Annotated in this window: 23 protein-coding genes; 10 read left to right on the top strand and 13 right to left on the bottom strand. The window is 75.4% G+C overall.

Annotated elements, in window-relative coordinates; translation table 11 throughout:
- Position 1 precedes the first annotated feature (1 nt).
- The 3 genes from LH044_RS03575 (at position 2) to LH044_RS03565 (ending at position 3,516) form a co-directional block, all read left to right on the top strand.
- Complete coding sequence (locus LH044_RS03575) at positions 2-874, top strand: acyl-CoA thioesterase (protein ID WP_227758431.1); 873 nt, start codon at positions 2-4, stop codon at positions 872-874.
- A 126-nt stretch (positions 875-1,000) separates the two neighbouring features.
- Positions 1,001-1,828: an SDR family oxidoreductase gene (locus LH044_RS03570; protein WP_227758430.1), complete on the top strand. Its 828-nt coding sequence runs from the start codon at positions 1,001-1,003 to the stop codon at positions 1,826-1,828.
- Positions 1,829-1,833: 5 nt separating this feature from the next.
- On the top strand, positions 1,834-3,516 hold the full coding sequence (locus tag LH044_RS03565) for a thiolase C-terminal domain-containing protein (protein ID WP_227758429.1): 1,683 nt from the start codon (positions 1,834-1,836) through the stop codon (positions 3,514-3,516).
- Positions 3,517-3,558: 42 nt separating this feature from the next.
- Here LH044_RS03565 and LH044_RS03560 read toward each other — a convergent pair whose 3' ends face one another.
- Positions 3,559-4,968 carry an amidohydrolase family protein gene (locus tag LH044_RS03560; RefSeq protein ID WP_227758428.1) on the bottom strand — a complete coding sequence of 470 codons (1,410 nt, stop codon included), beginning with the start codon at positions 4,966-4,968 and terminating at the stop codon, positions 3,559-3,561.
- Complete coding sequence (locus tag LH044_RS03555) at positions 4,965-6,149, bottom strand: CoA transferase (RefSeq protein ID WP_227758427.1); 1,185 nt, start codon at positions 6,147-6,149, stop codon at positions 4,965-4,967. Before LH044_RS03555 ends, LH044_RS03560 begins: the two co-directional genes overlap by 4 nt.
- A gap of 18 nt (positions 6,150-6,167) precedes the next feature.
- Between LH044_RS03555 and LH044_RS03550 the strand changes: the two genes are divergently transcribed.
- Together LH044_RS03550 and LH044_RS03545 are read left to right on the top strand one after the other, a co-directional pair.
- On the top strand, positions 6,168-7,178 hold the full coding sequence (locus LH044_RS03550) for an enoyl-CoA hydratase/isomerase family protein (RefSeq protein WP_227758426.1): 1,011 nt from the start codon (positions 6,168-6,170) through the stop codon (positions 7,176-7,178).
- A gap of 81 nt (positions 7,179-7,259) precedes the next feature.
- Positions 7,260-7,535, top strand: a complete 276-nt coding sequence (locus LH044_RS03545; protein WP_227758425.1) for a hypothetical protein — start codon at positions 7,260-7,262, stop codon at positions 7,533-7,535.
- Between the two features lie 89 nt (positions 7,536-7,624).
- Here LH044_RS03545 and LH044_RS03540 read toward each other — a convergent pair whose 3' ends face one another.
- On the bottom strand, positions 7,625-8,227 hold the full coding sequence (locus tag LH044_RS03540; RefSeq protein ID WP_227758424.1) for a CGNR zinc finger domain-containing protein: 603 nt from the start codon (positions 8,225-8,227) through the stop codon (positions 7,625-7,627).
- Positions 8,228-8,281: 54 nt separating this feature from the next.
- Between LH044_RS03540 and LH044_RS03535 the strand changes: the two genes are divergently transcribed.
- The 3 genes from LH044_RS03535 (at position 8,282) to LH044_RS03525 (ending at position 9,798) form a co-directional block, all read left to right on the top strand.
- Positions 8,282-8,671, top strand: a complete 390-nt coding sequence (locus LH044_RS03535) for a RidA family protein (RefSeq protein WP_227758423.1) — start codon at positions 8,282-8,284, stop codon at positions 8,669-8,671.
- An 88-nt stretch (positions 8,672-8,759) separates the two neighbouring features.
- Positions 8,760-9,335 carry a flavodoxin family protein gene (locus LH044_RS03530; RefSeq protein ID WP_227758422.1) on the top strand — a complete coding sequence of 192 codons (576 nt, stop codon included), beginning with the start codon at positions 8,760-8,762 and terminating at the stop codon, positions 9,333-9,335.
- Positions 9,336-9,396: 61 nt separating this feature from the next.
- Positions 9,397-9,798, top strand: a complete 402-nt coding sequence (locus tag LH044_RS03525; protein ID WP_227758421.1) for a nitroreductase family deazaflavin-dependent oxidoreductase — start codon at positions 9,397-9,399, stop codon at positions 9,796-9,798.
- Between the two features lie 47 nt (positions 9,799-9,845).
- Here LH044_RS03525 and LH044_RS03520 read toward each other — a convergent pair whose 3' ends face one another.
- On the bottom strand, positions 9,846-10,496 hold the full coding sequence (locus LH044_RS03520) for a TetR/AcrR family transcriptional regulator (protein WP_227758420.1): 651 nt from the start codon (positions 10,494-10,496) through the stop codon (positions 9,846-9,848).
- Between the two features lie 140 nt (positions 10,497-10,636).
- On the opposite strand from LH044_RS03520, the gene LH044_RS03515 reads away from it, so the two are divergent.
- On the top strand, positions 10,637-11,590 hold the full coding sequence (locus tag LH044_RS03515; protein ID WP_227758419.1) for a zinc-binding dehydrogenase: 954 nt from the start codon (positions 10,637-10,639) through the stop codon (positions 11,588-11,590).
- 44 nt (positions 11,591-11,634) lie between these two features.
- Here LH044_RS03515 and LH044_RS03510 read toward each other — a convergent pair whose 3' ends face one another.
- The 5 genes from LH044_RS03510 to LH044_RS03490 form a co-directional block, all read right to left on the bottom strand.
- Complete coding sequence (locus tag LH044_RS03510) at positions 11,635-12,030, bottom strand: cupin domain-containing protein (protein WP_227758418.1); 396 nt, start codon at positions 12,028-12,030, stop codon at positions 11,635-11,637.
- 54 nt (positions 12,031-12,084) lie between these two features.
- On the bottom strand, positions 12,085-12,306 hold the full coding sequence (locus LH044_RS03505; RefSeq protein WP_227758417.1) for a hypothetical protein: 222 nt from the start codon (positions 12,304-12,306) through the stop codon (positions 12,085-12,087).
- 45 nt (positions 12,307-12,351) lie between these two features.
- Positions 12,352-13,314: an LLM class flavin-dependent oxidoreductase gene (locus LH044_RS03500; protein WP_227758416.1), complete on the bottom strand. Its 963-nt coding sequence runs from the start codon at positions 13,312-13,314 to the stop codon at positions 12,352-12,354.
- Positions 13,315-13,330: 16 nt separating this feature from the next.
- On the bottom strand, positions 13,331-14,371 hold the full coding sequence (locus tag LH044_RS03495) for a TIGR03857 family LLM class F420-dependent oxidoreductase (RefSeq protein WP_227758415.1): 1,041 nt from the start codon (positions 14,369-14,371) through the stop codon (positions 13,331-13,333).
- Positions 14,372-14,473: 102 nt separating this feature from the next.
- The gene (locus LH044_RS03490) at positions 14,474-14,872 is read right to left on the bottom strand and encodes a VOC family protein (protein ID WP_227758414.1); all 399 of its coding nucleotides are present in this window, start codon (positions 14,870-14,872) and stop codon (positions 14,474-14,476) included.
- An 82-nt stretch (positions 14,873-14,954) separates the two neighbouring features.
- Here LH044_RS03490 and LH044_RS03485 point away from each other — a divergent pair, with 82 nt between their 5' ends.
- On the top strand, positions 14,955-15,359 hold the full coding sequence (locus LH044_RS03485) for a YchJ family protein (protein ID WP_227758413.1): 405 nt from the start codon (positions 14,955-14,957) through the stop codon (positions 15,357-15,359).
- Here the strand turns inward: LH044_RS03485 and LH044_RS03480 are convergent.
- The 4 genes from LH044_RS03480 to LH044_RS03465 form a co-directional block, all read right to left on the bottom strand.
- Complete coding sequence (locus LH044_RS03480; RefSeq protein ID WP_227758412.1) at positions 15,335-16,045, bottom strand: uridine kinase family protein; 711 nt, start codon at positions 16,043-16,045, stop codon at positions 15,335-15,337. The genes LH044_RS03485 and LH044_RS03480 overlap by 25 nt on opposite strands.
- Positions 16,042-16,740 carry a DNA alkylation repair protein gene (locus tag LH044_RS03475; RefSeq protein ID WP_227758411.1) on the bottom strand — a complete coding sequence of 233 codons (699 nt, stop codon included), beginning with the start codon at positions 16,738-16,740 and terminating at the stop codon, positions 16,042-16,044. Before LH044_RS03475 ends, LH044_RS03480 begins: the two co-directional genes overlap by 4 nt.
- A gap of 48 nt (positions 16,741-16,788) precedes the next feature.
- Complete coding sequence (locus tag LH044_RS03470; protein ID WP_374210587.1) at positions 16,789-17,310, bottom strand: class I SAM-dependent methyltransferase; 522 nt, start codon at positions 17,308-17,310, stop codon at positions 16,789-16,791.
- Between the two features lie 145 nt (positions 17,311-17,455).
- Positions 17,456-17,917 carry a winged helix-turn-helix transcriptional regulator gene (locus tag LH044_RS03465; protein ID WP_227758409.1) on the bottom strand — a complete coding sequence of 154 codons (462 nt, stop codon included), beginning with the start codon at positions 17,915-17,917 and terminating at the stop codon, positions 17,456-17,458.
- Positions 17,918-17,935: the final 18 nt, after the last annotated feature.

The following is a 17,935-nucleotide window of genomic DNA, read 5'->3' as shown; positions in this document are numbered from 1 at the left end:
CATGGAGACCGAGGGGGCGGGCGTCTGGGGGGACAGCGCGGACCTCGTGCGCGTCCTCGACGTGCGGCCCGACGGTCCCGGCCGCTACCTCGGCGTGCCGCACGGCGGCGGCGGCCGCAGCGTGGTGGAGGGCAGCCAGATGCTCGGCCAGGCGCTCCTCGCCGCCGGCCGCCACGCCCCGGGCCGCCGGCCCGTGTCGGCGTGGATGGCCTTCGTCCGGGTGGCCGACGGCGCCGTGCCGCTGACGTTCGAGCTCGACGAGCTGTCGAACGGCCGCACGTTCACCGCGCTGCGGATCGACGTGCGCCAGGGCGACCGCCGCTGCGCCGGCGGCGACGTCCTGCTCGACGTCGGGGCTCCCGACCTGATCCGCCACCACGAGCCCGCCCCCGACGTCGCCGGTCCGGGCGACAGCGAGCCCTACGACATGGGGGTGACCGGACGCGAGGTCCGCATCGTCGACGGCGCCTACACCGGCGACCCCGACGCACCGCCTGGTCCCCCCGAGCTCGACGTGTGGGTCCGCTTCGACGAGGTGCCCGAGGACCCGTCCCTGCAGGCGGCGCTGCTGGCCCAGTTCACCGGCCACATGTCGATCGCCGCGGCGCTCCGGCCCCACGGGGGGCTCGGCCAGGACCAGGCCCACCGCTCGCTGTCGACCGCCGTCAACGCCATCAGCCTGGCGCTCCACGCGGACGTCCGGGCCGATCGCTGGATGCTCTACCACCACCGCTCCACGTTCGCCGGGGACGGCATGACGCGCTCCGAGTGCCGGGTGCACGACGAGGACGGGGCGCTGCTCGCGTCGTTCGCCCTCGACGGCATGGTGCGCTCGATGGAGCGGACCGGGATCGACGAGCGACGGGTCCTCTGACCCGCCCTCGACGGCCGACGGCGACGATCACAGACATCCGGTCACGACAGACATCCGATCACGACAGGTCACGACACACACCGTTCCACGACAGACAGGGTCCACGACCCGACAGGAGGAGTTCCGATGTCGATCTTCGATGCGTTCCGCTTCGACGGGAAGCGCGTGCTGGTGGTGGGCGGCGCCACCGGCATGGGAGCGGCCGCGGCCGCGCTCGTGCTCGACGCCGGCGCGGATGTCGTGGTGATGGACTACGCAGACGTCGCGCTCGACGGCGTCAAGGCCATCCACGTCAACCTCGCCGAGCAGGCCTCGATCGACGCCGCCATCGAGGAGTGCGGCGGACCGGTCGACGCCATCATGGCGTGCGCCGGCGTCGCCGACGGCACGCCCGGCATCGAGCGGATCAACTTCGTCGGCCACCGGCACCTGATCGACCGCATGATCGAGCTCGGGCACCTCGGCGCCGGCGGCTCGATCGCCTTCATCTCCTCGGCCGCCGGCCTGGGCTGGGAGGCGAACATGGAGGCCATCAAGGGGGCGCTCGAGACCACCGACTTCGACAGCGGCGCCGCCTGGTTCCACGAGAACGAGAAGGCGGACTATTACCACACCAAGCAGGTCGTCTGCGCGTACGTGGCGAGCCAGGCCTTCCCCATGCTCCAGAAGGGCATTCGCATCAACGCGATCTGCCCCGGGCCGACCGAGACCCCGCTCGCCCTCGCCAACGAGGACACCTGGCTCGCCTTCGGCGCCGACTACCGGGAGGCGCTGGCCATCGAGGCCTCGACGCCGCAGGAGCAGGCCTACCCGCTCGTGTTCCTGTGCAGCGACGCCGCCGTCGCCATCAACGGCATCACGATGATCACCGACGCCGGCTACATGAGCTCGGGCATCACCGAGTCGTTCCCCGGCGCCACCATGCTGGCCAAGCTGCTGATGGGCCGGAGCTAGCGCCGGTGGCGGACGACGCCCGGGGGGCGGCCGCGACCGAGGCCCCGGCCGTGCCGAACCGGCCGCTGCCCGAGCTGACGCCGGCGAACGAGTGGTTCTGGACCGGCGGCGTCGACGGCACGCTGCGCATCCAGGGCTGCCAGGACTGCGGCGCGCTCGTGCACCCGCCGGTGCCCGTGTGCCCGGCGTGCCGGAGCCGGTCCCACGGACCGGTGCCGGTGTCGGGCCGCGCCACCGTGGCCGGCTTCACGGTCAACCGACACCACTGGCTCCCCGGGTTCGCGCCGCCCTACGTGATCGCGGTCGTGGCGCTCGAGGAGGACCCGACCGTCCGGCTGACGACGAACCTGGTCGGGGTCGGGCCGGAGCAGGTCGAGTCGGGCGAGGTCGGCATCGGCGCCGAGGTCCGCGTGGTCTTCGAGCAGCACGGGGACGTCTTCGTCCCGCTGTTCGAACCGACCGGCCGCACGCTCCCGAACCCCGTGCCGGAGCCGGCGCGGCCCGAGCCCCGACACCCGCTCACCGACGACCGGTTCGAGCACCGGGCGGTGCTGTCGGGGATCGGCCGCTCCGACATCGGCCGCCGCCTGATGCGCGACCCGCTCTCGCTGGCGGTCGACGCATGCCTGGCGGCGGTGGCCGACGCCGGCCTCACCCTCGACGACATCGACGGCCTGTCGACCTACCCCGGCATGGCGGGCATGGGGATGAGCGAGGGCGGCGTGACCGCGGTCGAGGAGGCCCTCCGCATCCACCCGACCTGGATCAACGGCGGGGGCGACATCCCCGGCCCCGGCGGCGCCGTGATCACGGCGATGATGGCGGTGGCCAGCGGGATGTGCCGTCACGTCCTCTGCTTCCGCACCGTCTGGGAGTCGACCTTCGCGACGCTCCGGCTCGCCCCACCCGGTGGCGGGCTCGGCGGGTGGATGCAGTGGCGCGCCCCCTACGGGGCCATGTCCGCCGCGCACTGGATCGGCGTGAACGCGAACCAGTACCTGCACCGCTACGGGGCCGACCGGTCGCTGTTGGGGCGGATCGCGGTCAACGCCCGCACGAACGCGGCGCGCAACCCGTACGCCATCTACCGCGAGCCGATGACGATGGACGACTACTTCGACGCCCGACCCATCACGTCGCCGTTCGGCCTCTACGACTGCGACGTGCCCTGCGACGGGGCCGTCGCCGTGGTCGTGTCGGACGCCTCGGTCGCCGCCGACCTGCCGAACCGGGCGATCCGGGTCGAGGCCGTCGGCACCCAGATCCTCGAGCGGGTCTCCTGGGACCAGGACACGCTGACCCACGAGCCGCAGGTGCTCGGCCAGGCCCGCCACCTGTGGACCCGGACCGACCTCGGCCCGCAGGACGTCGACGTGGCGCTCGTCTACGACGGCTTCACCTTCAACGCCGTGTCGTGGCTCGAGGGACTGGGGTTCTGCGGCCTCGGGGAGGCGCAGGACTGGATCGACGAGGGGCGGACGATCGCGCTCGACGGGCCGCTACCGGTCAACCCGCACGGCGGCCAGCTGTCGGAGGGCCGGACGCACGGGTTCGGCTTCCTCCACGAGGCGGTGCTGCAGCTCCGCCACGACGCCGGGGACCGGCAGGTGGCCGGTGCCCGGACCGCGGTCGTGACGACCGGCGGCGGCACCCCCTCGGGCGTGCTGCTGCTGCAGCGCGGCGACTGACCGGCGGCGGCTGCTCGCGACGGGCGACGGTCAGATCGGCGGTCAGATCGGCGTCCCCGATCGGTAGGTCGCACGGACGTCGGCGGCCGTCGGCACCCCGGCGGCGCCGCGCAGCGGGCGGTGCAGCAGGCACAGGTCCGCCGGCGCGCCGGCGACGACCCGGCGCGGTCGCCGTCCCGGATCGTCGGGGTGGCCGGTGAACAGCGCGAGCGCCCGGTCGGGCGCCAGGCGCTCGTCGGGGCCCAGCACGTGGCCGTCGCGGGTCTGGCGGTCGACGGCCGCCTGGACCGCCCGCCACGGGTCGGGATCGGTGTACGGGGCGTCGCTGCTGCCGGCGACCGGCACGCCGAGGCGCTGCAGCGACGCGCACCGGTACAGGTGGGGCACGTCGTCGGGGTCGACGTCGCGGACGTAGCGGTCGCCGCGCTCGGCCACGAACGCCGGCTGGGTCACGACCGTGACGCCGAGCGCCGCGACGCGCGCCGCCGCGGCGGGCGTGATCACCGACCCGTGCTCCACGCGGTCGCCGGGGAGCGTGCCGGCGACGTCCCAGGCGGCGAGCGCGACGGCGAGCGTCGTCGCGGTGACGACGTGGACGGCGACCGGCCGCCCTGCGGCGTGGGCCGACGCGAACGCACCGACGACGGCGTCGAGGTCGCCGAGGTCGTGCTCGTCGAGCACCACCTTGACCGGACCGGCCTCCAGGGGTGCCGGGGCCGGCAGGTCGGCGAGCTCGACGCCCCCGGTCAGGTGGACGGCCTGCGGCAGCTGCCCGGTCGCGACGGCCTCGGCCAGCGCGCCCGGTCCGGTCGGGTCGCCGTAGGGCGTGCAGTCGGTGACGCCGGTGACGCCGAGCTCCGCGAGGCGACGGCCGACGGCGGTCAGGTCGGGGAAGCCGCCGCCGATCGCCCGACCGAGCCAGTCGTCGGCGCGGTCGACGACGCCGGTCGGGTAGCCGTCGGCGTCGCGCGCCACACCCGGGTGCGGCGCGGCGTGGGCGCCGACCCGCTCGAGGGCGGCGGTGTTGAGCGTCCAGCGCACGCCGGTGCGGTCCTGGACCCGCACCGGCCGGTCCCGCACGAGGTGGTCGAGCACCCGACGGTCGAGCGGGCCGGCCACCGACTCGTGGTAGCCGACCGCACGGATCCACTCGCCGGGCGGCAGGCGACGGTCGGCCGCCGCCAGCGCATCGGCGAACTGCTCCGCCGTGACGACCGACGGCGGTCCCACGTCGACCGAGGCCATCGCTGCGGCGAGGGCCGCGAGGTGGATGTGGTGGTCGTGCAGTCCGGGGAGGAGCGCGCCGCCGCGGCCCTCGACCACCTCGTCCGTGGGACCGGGCCGCAGCGAGGGGGCGACGTCGGCGACGGTGCCGCCGCGGACGGCCACGTCGGCCCGACGGCCCTCGACCTCGACGTCCCGGAACAGCACGGTCGGCGCGCCGTCGGTCACGTCACCGGCTCCGGCGCCGGTGGCCCGCCCGTCGGCCCATAGGCGGCGAAGTGCGCGGCGACCGCCACCATCGGCACGTCGAGGAGCCCCCGCCGCCCGGCGGCGAGGGCCTCGAGCGCCCCGGCCGCGGCGACGAGCCCCGTCAGCGGGTCGGCGACGGCGTCGGCGCAGAACACCGGGTCGCCCTCCCATCGGGCGACCAGGCCGCCGCCCACCGCGGCGTCGTCGCCGAAGGCGACCCGCTCCGCGGCGCGGCCCCGGCGGCCGTGACCGGTGATCGACACCCACACGGCGGGACCGCCGTCGGCCGCCAGGATGCGGTCCACGTCGATGCCGAGCTGGGCGAGGGCCCGCGGCCGGGACGCCTCGACCACCACGTCGGCGCGGCGGAGGACGGCGATCAGCTCGTCGCGCCCGACCGCGTCCGACACGTCGACGACGACGTCCTCCTTGGCCCCGTTCAGGTGATCCCACACGCCCACCGGCCCACGGCGGGCGCCGTCGCGCCGACCGGCGGACTCGACCTTGAGCACGCGTGCGCCCGCCCGGGCCAGGACGGCCCCGCACAGCGGCCCCGCCCACATGCTGCTGAGGTCGACCACGACGAGGTCGTCGGCGCGGCGGGCGCTCGGCGCCGTCCGGGCGGCGCCGGTCGCGGCCACCGGATCGGCACCGGGCACCCGCGTCGGAGGCGGCGCTGCGGCGGGCAGGGCCGCCAGCGGCAGCCCGAGGACGGACCCGGCGGCGACGAGCTCGCCGACCGAGCGCCCGGCGCAGCGCTCGTGCACCTCGGGCCAGCGGTCCGCCTCGCCGCCGTCGAGCCCCAGCCACGCCGGCAGGAGCGACCAGTCGTCCGGGCGCGCCAGCGACACGGCGAGCCATCCGTCGACCGCTCGCACGAGGTGGCACGCGCCGCCGCAGCTGACCCGCCCCCGCCGCCGCAGCTGCAGCTCACCGGTCCGCATCGCGAGCTCTGCGAGCCCGTCGACCTCGACCACGCGGCCGAGGGCCTCGCTCGCGCGGCCGATGCGTCCGATGACGACGTCGAGCCGGGGCACGAGACCGGCCGGCGGCCCGAGCGCCGGTCCGTCGGGGGCGCCGGTCAGCTCGGCGAGCCCGGCACCGGCCCAGCGGCGGCGCGCGTCGAGGTCGCGCTCCTCGGGTGCCGTGGTGGACGCCATCGTGGGACCATTGTTGCCGTGCGAGCGGTCGAGGTCGGAGCCGACGAGCTGCGTCGGCTGGTCGCCGATGCCGCGACGACGCCGCCGTGGGACGCCGATGGCGCCGGCCTGCTCGTGGTCGACCTCGACGCAGCGGAACCGACCGACCTCGACGTCGTCCTCCCGCCGTCGCTACCGGCGGTGGTGGTGGGGCGGTCGTCCGATCCCGCCGCCGCGCCCGCGTGCTGCGACGCGGTGCTCGACGACGCCGGCGCGGTGGAGCAGGTCGCCGCCGTCGTCGGGCGCCACCCGGTCGCGGCGCTGACGCTGGTGGGGCTGCTCCGAGTGTCCGACGGCCTCACCGTCGACGCCGGGCTCCTGGCCGAGTCCGCGTGCTACGGCGCGCTGCAGGCCGGCGGCGAGTTCCGGCGGTGGCGCGCCGCGCGCCCGGCCGAACCGGTGCCCGCCACCGCCGACCCGGTGCTCGTGCGGCGGGACGGCGACGTGCTGCGGTTGACGCTGCACCGGCCGGACCGGCGCAACGCGCTCGACGCCGGCATGCGCGACGCGTTGGCCGAGCAGCTGGCGCTCGTGGCGCTCGACCCGTCGATCCGCCGGGTCGTGCTCGACGGCGCCGGCCCGTCGTTCTGCAGCGGCGGCGACCTCGACGAGTTCGGCACCGCCCCCGATCCGGCGGTCGCCCACCTCGTCCGGCAGGAGCGGAGCCTGGGCCGTGCCCTGCACGCGGTGCGCGACCGGGTCGAGGTGCGACTGCACGGTGCGTGCGTCGGCTCGGGGATCGAGCTGGCGGCGTTCGCCGGCACGGTTCGGGCTGCCCCCGACGTGGCGATCGGGCTCCCGGAGCTGTCGATGGGCCTCATCCCGGGCGCGGGCGGCACGGTGTCGATCACGCGCCGCGTCGGCCGGCACCGGACCTGCCGGCTGGCCCTCACCGGCGAGCGCATCGGGGCGGCGACGGCGCAGGGCTGGGGACTGGTCGACGAGGTGACCGGAGCGGACCCGCAGGGGCGGGACGACCGGCGGGAGTGAGCGACCCCTCATCAAGGCGTGACATCCGTCTCAGCACGTCGTAGCCTCGCGGGAGACGCACTCCGAGCGAGGGGACGGGGGATGGAGCCACGCAAGGGTGAGGACGACACGTCGGCGCCGACGAACGGCACGGGGGCCGTCGACGTGCACTTCGACGACCTGGTGCGCCCGCTGACCGACGATCCCGGGTGGCGCCGGCGCGTGCGGCTGGCCCACGTCCGGCACTGGCTCGCGGTCGCGGCCCGTTGCAGCTGGAACGGCATGGCCGACGTCGGCTGCTGGTTCACCTGCGTCCCGCCCCAGCGCTGCGCCTCGGCCGCGCTGCGGTCGGGGGTCAGCGGGTCGACCCGGCCGTGAGGCCGGCGATCGTCCGGCCGTGAGGCCGACGATCGCCACGGCCACCAGGAGCCTCGACCGGGTTCAGGGCGCCTCGTCCGAGCCGTGCTTCAGGGGTCGGCGCGGCGCGCCCGCCGCGCCCGCTGCTTGTGGCGGTTCCCGCAGCGCTCCATCGCGCACCACCGCCGGGCCCCGGGGCGAGAGGTGTCGACGAACACGAGCGGGCAGTCGTCGCTGGCGCACTCGCGGATGCGGCCCGCCGACGGTCCCGACAGCAGCGCCACCGCCTCCCTCGCCAGGAGCGACAGGACCTGCCGCGCCCGCACCGGCGCGGCCCAGGCCGATGCGGCGCCCCCGTCGACCAGCTCGGGCACCGGGGTCGGCCACGCCGCGGCGCGGTTGATGGTGTCGACATCGGCGGGGTCGAGCGGCCGTCGGTCGGCGGCGGCGTGGGCCGCGGTCCAGATCGCCTGGCGCAGCCGCTTGGCCTCGACCAGGTCGCGGGCCGTCGGAGGCTCCGTCAGCCCTGCGCCGAGCGGGGGACGGGCGAGCCAGTCGGCCAGGTCCTCCGGCCGGTGCAGCGACTCGAACACCGCGTAGGGCCCCTCGCCGCCGGAGTGGGCGAAGTCGAGGCAGTGCGCCCCCGCATCGAAGGGGAAGGACACGCCGGTCCGGGGATCGGTGAGCACCCGTCCCGTTGCGTCGCCGTGCATGACACCACTATAAGTGGTGTCGACCGCCGGAGCGGCCGGCACGAGGAGGCGACCATGGGCACGCGACACATCAACCCCGAGGGGCTCCACCGCAGCCCGGCGTTCAGCCAGGCCGTGGTCGTGGAGCAGCCGTCGAAGACGATCTACATCGGCGGCCAGAACGGGGTCGACGCCGACGGCAAGCTCGTGGGCCCGTCGGTCGGCGAGCAGTCGGAGCAGGCCTTCCGCAACCTGCGGACGATCCTCGAGAGCGAGGGCGCCGGCCTCGGCGACATCGTGTCCTGGACGATCGCGGTCGCCGAGGGCCACTCCTTCGACGAGGGCGTCGCCGCCTTCCAGCGGGTGTGGGACCCGTCGGACCCGCCGCCGGCGATCAGCGTCCACGTCGTGTCGGGCCTGAACGCGGGCTGCCTCGTCGAGATCGACGCGATCGCCGTCGTCTGATCCGCGGCGGCCGAGGTCGGGACCTTCGGCCCTGCCCCTCGCCATCGCCCGGTCCGATGATCGGGGTGGGAGACCGAGGAGGTGGACCATGGAGATCCAGGACCGGACCGGCCAGCGCAGCGCCCAGCGGGCGCTCGTGGTCTACGAGTCGATGTACGGCAACACCCACCGCATCGCGACCGCGATCGGTGACGGGCTCCGCGACGGAGGCGTGGCGGCCACCGTCGTGCCGGTCGGCCACGACGACGGTCCCGACCTCGCCGGAGTGGACCTCCTGGTGGTGGGCGGGCCGACGCACGTCCACGGCATGAGCCGGGAGAGCACGCGGACCGCCGCGAGGGAGGCCGCAGGCGAACACGAGTGGCTCACGCTCGACGACGACGCCGACGGCACAGGCCTGAGGGAGTGGCTCGGCGGTGCGGAGCTGGCGGTGGACGCCGCCGCGTTCGACACCCGCCGGCACATGGCCGCCGTGGTGTCGGGCCGGGCGTCGAAGGGCATCGCCAAGCTCCTGCGGCGCCACGGCGCCCGGCTCGTCGTCGATCCCGCCAGCTTCTTCGTGACCGATCACGACGACCTGGAACCGGGAGAGGAGGTGCGGGCCCGGGAGTGGGGCGCCGCGCTCGCCGCCGCCGTCGGCGGACGAGCTGCCGTGGCCGGCTGAGGGCGACCGTGGCACCCTGGGCCGCCCGTCGGTGCTGCCGGGGGCGACCAGGAGGACGACCATGGCGACGACCGGACCGGTGGCGGACCCCGACGCCGACTTCTGCTACCTCACGACGACCGGCCGCCGGAGCGGCGCGCCGCACCGGATCGAGATCTGGTTCGCCGTCGCCGACGACGGCACGACGCTCTACCTCCTGGCCGGCGGTCGGGACTCCTCCGACTGGGTGCGGAACCTGCGGGCCGACGCCCGCTGCACCGTGGGCATCGCCACGCGCGACGCCCCGGCGCACCCGGGCGAGGCGAGGGTCCTGGACGTCGACGACGACGAGTCCGCCGCGGCCCGGCAGCTGGTGTTCGACAAGTACCAGCCCCGCGGCCACGGCGACCTCGCGGGCTGGCGGGACCGCTCGCTGCCGGTGGCGATCGACCTCGGCCGAGCCGACGTCGCTCCCGCCGACTGATCCGGGACACGACGGGTGAGCTCGATGGGGCGCCGGCCGCGGTCGGCTCAGTCAGGTTCGGCGGCCGCGGCCCAGGCCGCTCCGTACGCGGCCGGGTCGGGCGCCCGGCCAGGGAGCGACTCGGCCGATCCGGGCCGCAGCCCGTCCAGCGCGATCGCCAGCAGCCGGTCCCTGGCGTTGCCGGCCTCCTCGGGGTCGGCGACCGGGAGCGACGGTGCGAACAACTGCACGAGGTGGGCGACGTCGATGGCGGTGACGTCGGCCCGCAGCGCCCCGGCGTTGTGGGCGCGGGCCACCAGGAGGTCGACCATGCCACGCCCTCGGGCGGCCGTGTCCCACATCTCGCGCGTCGTGGGGATCGCACCGGCGAGCGAGCCGAGGGAGCCGGAGCGGAACTCGACGCACCGCCGCACGTAGTGGGCCAGGCCGGTCCACGCGTCGGGCTCGGCCAAGCCCTGCTCGGCGGCGGCGATGGCCTCGTCCATCGCCATCACGCAGAGCCGCTGGAGCAGCTCGGTCTTGGAGCGGTAGCGGCGGTAGAGGCTGCCCATGCCGACGCCGGCCCGGTCGGCGATCGCCGCGACCGAGACGCCGGGTCCCTCGGTCGCGACGAGGTCGCGGGCGGCCTCGAGCACGAGCCGGTCGTTGCGCTGCGCCTCGGCGGCGCGACCTCGGGGACGGGCGCTCGACTCGGCCACGCATCGCAGGCTACTTGCGAACGGAGCGATACGCTCCGATACTGGCCGTCGAACGGAGCGATCCGCTCCGGACGGCCCGGGCGACATGCCGCGGACCGAGGAGACGGGCCGTCCGAGGGCCCCGGACGATCGGAGCAGGGATGCGAGCAGTCGTGCTGGAACGGTTCGGGCCCCCGGAGGTGCTGCGCTGGACGGAGGTGCCCGACCCCGCGCCGGGCCCGGGCGAGGTGCTCGTCGAGGTGGCCGCCGCCGGCGTGACGTTCGTCGAGACGCAGATCCGGGCCGGCCGTCCACCGAACCCGCAGATGCTCCCCGAGCTGCCGGCGGTGCTGGGCAACGGCGTGGCCGGCCGGGTGGTGGCCGTCGGCGACGGCGTCGCGCGCTCGTCGATCGGCGCGACCGTCGTCACGTCGACCGGCGGGCGCGGTGGCGACGCGGAGCTCGCCGTCGCGCCGTCATCCGCGCTGGTCGACGTCCCGGACGGCGTCGATCCGCTCGACGCGCTGGCCGTCCTGGCCGACGGCCGCACTGCGCTCGCGGTGCTCGCCGCCGGGGCCGTCCCCGCCGGGGCCACCGTGCTGGTCGCGCCGGCGGCGGGCGGGGTCGGCACGCTGCTGGTCCAGCTGCTCGTGGCCGAGGGTGCCGACGTGGTGGCCGTCGTGGGCTCGGCCGCGAAGGCCGGCGTCCCCGCCGAGCTCGGGGCCCGCACCGTGGTGGTGGCGGCGCCGGGGTGGGCCGGTCGGGTCCGGGTCCAGGTCGGCCCGATCGACGTGGCGTTCGACGGCGTCGGCGGCGAGGTCGGCGCCGCAGCGCTCGACCTGGTCCGTCCGGGCGGCGTGTTCGTGCCCTTCGGCATGGCCAGCGGGTCGGCCACGCCGACGGGGGCGGCGCCGGCGGTCGAGGTGCGGCGCCTCGGACCGCCCGACCCGGCCGCGCTCGTCGCCCGCAGCGCCGAGGCGGTGGCCGCGGTCGCCGACCGGCGGCTCCGGCCGGTCGTGGGGTCGCGGGTCCCGATGGCGGACGCCGCCCAGGCCCACCGTGCGATGGAGGCCCGCCTCGTCGTCGGCAAGACCCTGCTCACACGGGAGGCGTGACCGCCCCGCTCGCACGAGGCGCTGCACCTCCCCGTGAGGCCGGGTCAGGCCTCCAGCGGGGCCAGCACCACCTCGTCGGCGTACTCCTCGAGCAGCGCCGCCGGGTCCTCGCCGGCGAAGAACCGGCGGGTGAACTCCGCCCAACGGAGCGCGGGGCGCATCTCGATCCGCAGCCGCACCGCTCCCTCGGTCGGGTTCCACGCCACGTGCGGTCGGTCGATCGGTGCGACGACCGTGGTGCCCTCGCGTGCGTCGACGATCACGCCGTCGATCTCGAACGCGGCGCGGCCCTCGACGATCGTCCAGCGCTCCTCCATCCCCGGGTGGCGGTGGCGGAGCGATCGATGCCCGGGGCGCGTCCAGGTGACGTCCATCTGGAGCAGCTCGGGGGTGTCGACGACGAACTCGACCTGCTCGCCGGTGCGCTCGTTGACGACCACGGCCGCGAGTCTCGCACCGGGTCCGACCTCGAGGCGCCGGATCGCGGCCCGGGGTCAGCCGAGCTGCTCGGTGAGCGCGCGGTGGCGGGCCTCGAGCTGGGCGACGATCTCGCGCTGGTCCTCGAACTCCCGGATCAGCACGGCGTCGTCGGACGTGTCGGGCAGCGCGTCGGGGTCCTCCCGCTGTTCGCGCAGGCTCTCCAGCTGGCGTCGTGCCGCGGCAAGGTCCGCGTCGAGGGTGTCCAGCTCCTGCTGCAGCTCGTCTCGCTCGGTCATGGCGGAGATGCTCGCGCCGATGCGCGGCTCAGGGGATGACCCGGATCAGGCGCCGAGCGCGTCGACCGCGTTGCGCAGGTACCGCCACCCGACCTCGGGGTCGAGCCCGCCGCACAGCGGGTGGAGCCCCAGGATCCCGTGCTCGGCGACGATCCGGCGGGCGCCCTCCTTGGTCACGACCCGGTGCGACGCCTCCGCGGCGCGCAGGTCGTCGACGGTCGTCGCCGCCGACAGGCTGGCGGTGCCCTCGGTGGTGCCGGCCGCGTCGCTCCAGCTCCGGTACGACTCGGCGTCGACGAGCAGGGCGGCACCGACCTCGTCCCAGCCCCGGTCCACGTCGTCGTCGACGAACACGATGAAGGGCGTGTCGGGCGAGGGCAGGATGCACAGCCCCGGCTCGTGGCCGGCCGCCTCGGCGGCCGAGACGTAGGCCTCCTGCAGGCCGGGGGCGTCGGTCTGCGCGAAGAAGCCGATGCCGTTGCGGCCCGCCCGCCGCGCCGCGGCCCGGCTCCGGCCGCCCCAGGCGAGCGTCGGGATGGGCGACGAGAACGGCGCCGGGGTGACGCGGGGCGGGGCCCCGGAGCCGTCGGCGCCCCGCAGGAGCTCCAGCAGGTGCTCGAGCTTCCGGTCGGCGACCTTCGCCCGGTCGGCGTAGTCGACGCCGTGCAGCTCGTACTCCTCGGGTCGGTAGCCGAGCCCGAGCACGGTCATCGCCCGGCCCCGGCTGATGTGGTCGAGCGTGATGAGGTCCTCGGCGAGCCGGGCCGGTTCGTGCAGCGGGAGCAGCGTGGCACCGACGACGATCGGCACCGACTCGGTGACGGCGGCGACGGCCGCCGCCAGGGTGATCGGCGACGGGAGGTAGCCGTCGTCGGAGCAGTGGTGCTCCGACAGCACGATCGAGCTGCAGCCGTGCTCGTCGCCGAAGCGGGCCATCTCGATGGCGGTCCGGTGGAGCTCGGCCCGCTGCTCGGCGGTCGCGCCCGGCGCGCGCAGGTCGAAGCGCATCAGGTACACGGTCCGCTCACCCCTCGTCGGCCGCGGCGTAGGCGGCGACCACCGGTCCGAGCTCGGTCGGGGTCGCGCCGTGGAGGATGACCGCGTCGGCACCGAGATCGAGCTGGCCCTGCACCGCGGCGGCGCAACGCTCCGGCGACCCGGTGGCGGACGGTGCCAGCCACTCGTCGGGCAGCAGGGTCGCGATGTGCTCGAGCTGCTCGGTCGTGCCGACCTGGTCGATCGGCCCGAGGAACGACGACACGACCGGGTCGGCCCGGAACGAGGCCAGCACCGCGGGGTCCCAGCCGTTGGTCTCGACCAGCAGGTCGCCGTAGCCCTGGAGGTAGCTGGCGAGCCGGCCCACGGTCTTCTTGAGTCGCAGCGGCTCGGGCAGGTGATCGCCGACGGTGGCGAAGCACGACCACACCCGGACCTCGGCGGGGTCGCGGCCCGCCTCTTCGGCCGCCTGCTTCACCGTCCGCACGCAGCGCTGCAGCGTCTCATCGGTGAAGAACGTGTGGAGGATCACGTCGTCGAACGCCCGGCCGCCGAGGGCGAGCGAGTTCTCCCCGAAGGCGACGAGCGCCAAGGGGATGTCGGCGTCGAACTCGGGATCGAGCCGGAGCACCGGCCACGACCCGGCGGGACCGTCGTGTCCGAAGATCGTCTCGCCCTTCCACAGCCGGCGCATCAGCCCGGCGAAGTCCTCCATCTCCGCCGTGGTGATCCGGGGGATGCCGAAGGCGTCCTGCATCATCGGGATGCCGCGACCCAACCCGAGGGTGAAGCGCCCGCCGGAGAGGTAGTGCATGGTCGTGGCGTACGAGCCGGTCACCAGGGGGTGGCGGGTGTTGTGGTTCGTCGCCCCGGTGATGATGCGCAGGTCCCGGGACGCCACCGCGGCCGCACCGCTGAGCGTGCACGCCTCCTTGATGTTGTAGCGCTCCGAGATGAACGCGGCGCCCAGCCCGAGCGACTCCGCGTCCGAGATCTCCGGCACCAGCTCGGCCGGTGACCTCGGGGCGCCGGCGAGGACGTAGAAGCCGAGCTCGGGGTACTTCGTCATCGGATCACGCTCCATCGGTCCCGCGGTCGGGGGTCGGGTCGGCCGGCCACGAGTCATAGCACGGGCCCGAGGGCGGGCGTCCGGGGCCGCAGACCGGTCCCCTCAGCGCGGGCGGTACGGCGTGGGGCCGGCGATGACCACCGAGTAGCCGTCGGGGTCGCGGACCCACACCTCCCACTGCTGGGCGTTGGGGTTGAGCTCGGCATCCCGCTCGATCGGTGCGCCGGTCGCCCGGACGCGGTCGAGCGCACCCTCGAAGTCGTCGACCTCGAACCAGACCAGCACCCCGTTGCCGCGCGCCACGTCCGGATCGGCCAGCGCGTCGTGGTGGTGGTCGACCGCCGAGCTGTGCAGCTGCAGCACCAGCTCGTCGTCGTGCAGGAGCTGCTCGTACTCGTCGCCGCCGTGGCCGCTCCTCAGCCCGAGGAGGTCGCAGTAGAAGCGGCTCGACCGCTCGACGTCGTCGACGACCAGGAGGGTCTGTGGCCACAGGGACGGCATGGCCAGAGTCTGGTCCTCGTCGCCGATCGCCGCCCGCGATCGTCGGGACCGGTCCGACCCCCGCGGCGGTTAGCGTCCGGGCGTGGCAGGACGGAGCGGCAGGGCGCAGGCGGCGGCGTGCCCGTGCGGGTCGGGCGCCGCGTACTCGCGCTGCTGCCGGCCGCTGCACCTCGCCACGGCCGAGGCCCCGACCGCAGAGGCGCTGATGCGCTCCCGCTACAGCGCGCACGCGAAGCGCCTGCCGGAGCACCTGCTGCGGACCTGGCACCCGACGACCCGTCCGGCGCAGGTCGAACTGGACCCCGCGACGAGGTGGACCGGCCTGCGGGTGCTGTCGATCGGCGACGGGGGCCCCGACGACCTGACCGGGGTGGTGGAGTTCGTCGCCACCTACGAGACGCCGTCCGGTCCGGGGCGCCTGCACGAGGTGAGCCGCTTCGAGCGGACCGGCGGCCGCTGGACCTACGTCGACGGCGACCCGGACTGAACGCCGGTCCGTGGGCCGGCCGGGCCGCCCAGCACCAGGTCGAAGCGGTCCGGCGTCATGATCGTCCCGAAGTAGTGGTCCTCGGCCGCGGCCCACCGGGCGTCCCAGTCGGAGCGGAGCCAGTCGCCCTCGCGCCGGCGCAGCTGCGCCCGCCGGACCGCCCTCGGCGGATCCAGGAGCACCCGGAGGTCCAGGTGGGGGTGGAGCTCGGGTCGGCACGTGTAGGCCCCCTCGAGCACCACGACGTCGCCGGCCCGGCACGTCGTCGGGGCGTCGAGACGCGGGACGACGTCGGTGTCCCACTCGTCGGAGCACCAGTCGAACGGCGACCAGGTGGCCACGCCCGAGTCCCGGAGGGCGACGAGCACGTCGCGCTGGCGGCCCCAGTCCATGACCCGGTCGGCCATCTCGACCGTCGACCGGGCGTCCCACGTCGGTGCGCTGCCGCCGGCGTAGAAGTCGTCGCCGCCGACGACGGCGACGTCGATCGGGGGCGTGCCGACGGAGAGGGCGGTCACGAGCGTGGCGGCGAGCGTCGTCTTGCCGCCGCCGCTCCGGCCGTCGAGCCCCACCACCAGCGGTCGGCGCCGCACGGTGCGGAGCCGGTCCCGCACCGACCCGACGAGCGACCGAGCCAGCGCCTCGGGTGCCGGGTGCGCGGTCGAGGGCCGGTCGGCGCCGGTCATCGCCCGACGAACCTCGCCCGGACGGCCGGGTCCAGCTTCGAGGCGGCGGATCGCACGGCCGGCCGGGCCATCGAGGCGGCGTGGTGGTCCAGGAACGACGCGACCGCAGCGGGGTCCCGGGTGCCGGCGTGCTTCAGGAACGTCCCGACCGCGAGGTGCACGAGAGGGTCCGGGTCCCGGGCCAGCGTGGCGGCCAGCGCGAGGCCCTCGTCGACGTCGGCGTCGGAGCCCGCCTGGACGAAGCACAGCGGTGCGGTGATGGCGGTGCGGCGCTCGAGGGCCACGGGCGATCCGGCCCACTCGTGGAGGCGGTGGTAGGGGCCGCCGGCGAGGTGACCTCCGACGACCCGCGGGGCGGTGCGATCCACCATGTCCCACGTGGTGATCCGGTCGTGGCGGCCGTCGTAGACCTCGAACCGTCGGGCCCGGCCCTCGTGGTCGGATCCGCGACGGGCCTGCAGGTCGAGGATGCACCAGGCCGCCATGCGGGGCTCGTACGCGGGGTGGTCGAGCAGCACGTGCACCTCGGCGAGCGGGAGGTCGCGGTGGGTCGTGGCGACGGCGAACAGGTCGCGCATGCGCATCCCGATGGCCGGCTCGTCGGGCGCCAACCGTGACCGCACCTTCGGCAGCTCGGCGGCGTCCTGGTGCGCCTCGAGGTCGCCCACGACGTCCGCGGCGCGCTCGCGTCCCACGGTGCCCACCCTAGGCGTGGGTCCTGCGGGGTGGTCCGGGCGCCGCGCTCAGCGGGAGAGCACCGACACGAGGAACCCGGCCGCGTCGGTGAACGGCCGGAGGTCCCAGGTGGCCAGTCGCAGGTCCTCGCGGAGGCCCACGGCCGCCACGTCGTCGAAGTAGTCGTCGAAGGGGTAGTCGCGGCCCGCGCCGAAGCCGACGACCAGCCGGCCCTCCGGCGCGAGGTGGGCACCGAGCCGCTCGAGCACCGGCCGGCGGGTGGCCGGGTCGAGGAACGCCATGACGTTGCCCGCCGCGACGACGGCGTCGAAGCCCTCGCCACCGGTGACGGCGTCCAGGTCGAGCTCGGCCAGGTCGCCGACGAGCCAGGTGGGACCGGGGTGGTCGTGCTCCGCCGCGGCGATGAGCGCCGGGTCGAGGTCGACGCCGACCACCCGGTGGCCGATCGCCGCCAGGCGTCCCCCGGTGCGGCCGGGACCGCATCCGGCGTCGAGGAGGTGCGCGCCCCGCTGGACCATCGCGTCGACGAATCTCGCCTCGCCGTCCAGGTCGGCGCCGTCGGCCGCCATCGACCGGAACCGTTCGATGTAGCGGTCGGAGTGGCCCGGGGACTCCTCGAGCAGCTGCAGCCATCGGTTCCCGGTCACGGGCGCGACCGTACGCGTCGCGGTGCCCGCCGACCGAGCCGCCGGGCGGCCGGTGCTCAGCCGGTGCTCAGCGGGTGGTCGGGTAGCCCGGTCCGGGGCGCGCCCGGACCCGCCGGACGTCGAGCGCCTCGCCGCACTCGCTGCAGGCCACGACGCCGTGCATGTCGTGGTCGCAGGTCGTGTGGTGCAGGAGCAACGGCGTCCCCTCGTCGCCGACCAGCCACTTCTCGCCGAAGGCGGCCATGGCCGCGAGGACGGGGTAGACGTCGCGACCCTTGTCGGTGAGCCGGTACTCGTGGCGCACCGGTCGCTGCTGGTACTCCTCACGCCGCAGCAGGCCCTCGTCGACGAGCCGGTTCAACCGCAGCGTGAGGATGTTGCGGCCGATGCCGAGCTCGCGCTGGAAGTCCTCGAAGCGCCGCGTGCCGAGGCAGGCCTGGCGCATGACGAGCAGCGTCCAGCCCTCGCCGATCAGGTCGACGGTCCGTGCGATCGTGCAGGGCCAGTCCGCGGTGCTCGTGCGGGTCATGGTCCAGAGCGTAGTGAG

This window comes from Dermatobacter hominis, assembly GCF_020715685.1.
In the GTDB taxonomy this organism is placed as follows: Bacteria; Actinomycetota; Acidimicrobiia; order Acidimicrobiales; family Microtrichaceae; genus Dermatobacter; species Dermatobacter hominis.
The sequence above is the reverse complement of the archived record's forward strand: the minus strand, read 5'-3'. Positions and strand labels throughout refer to the sequence as shown.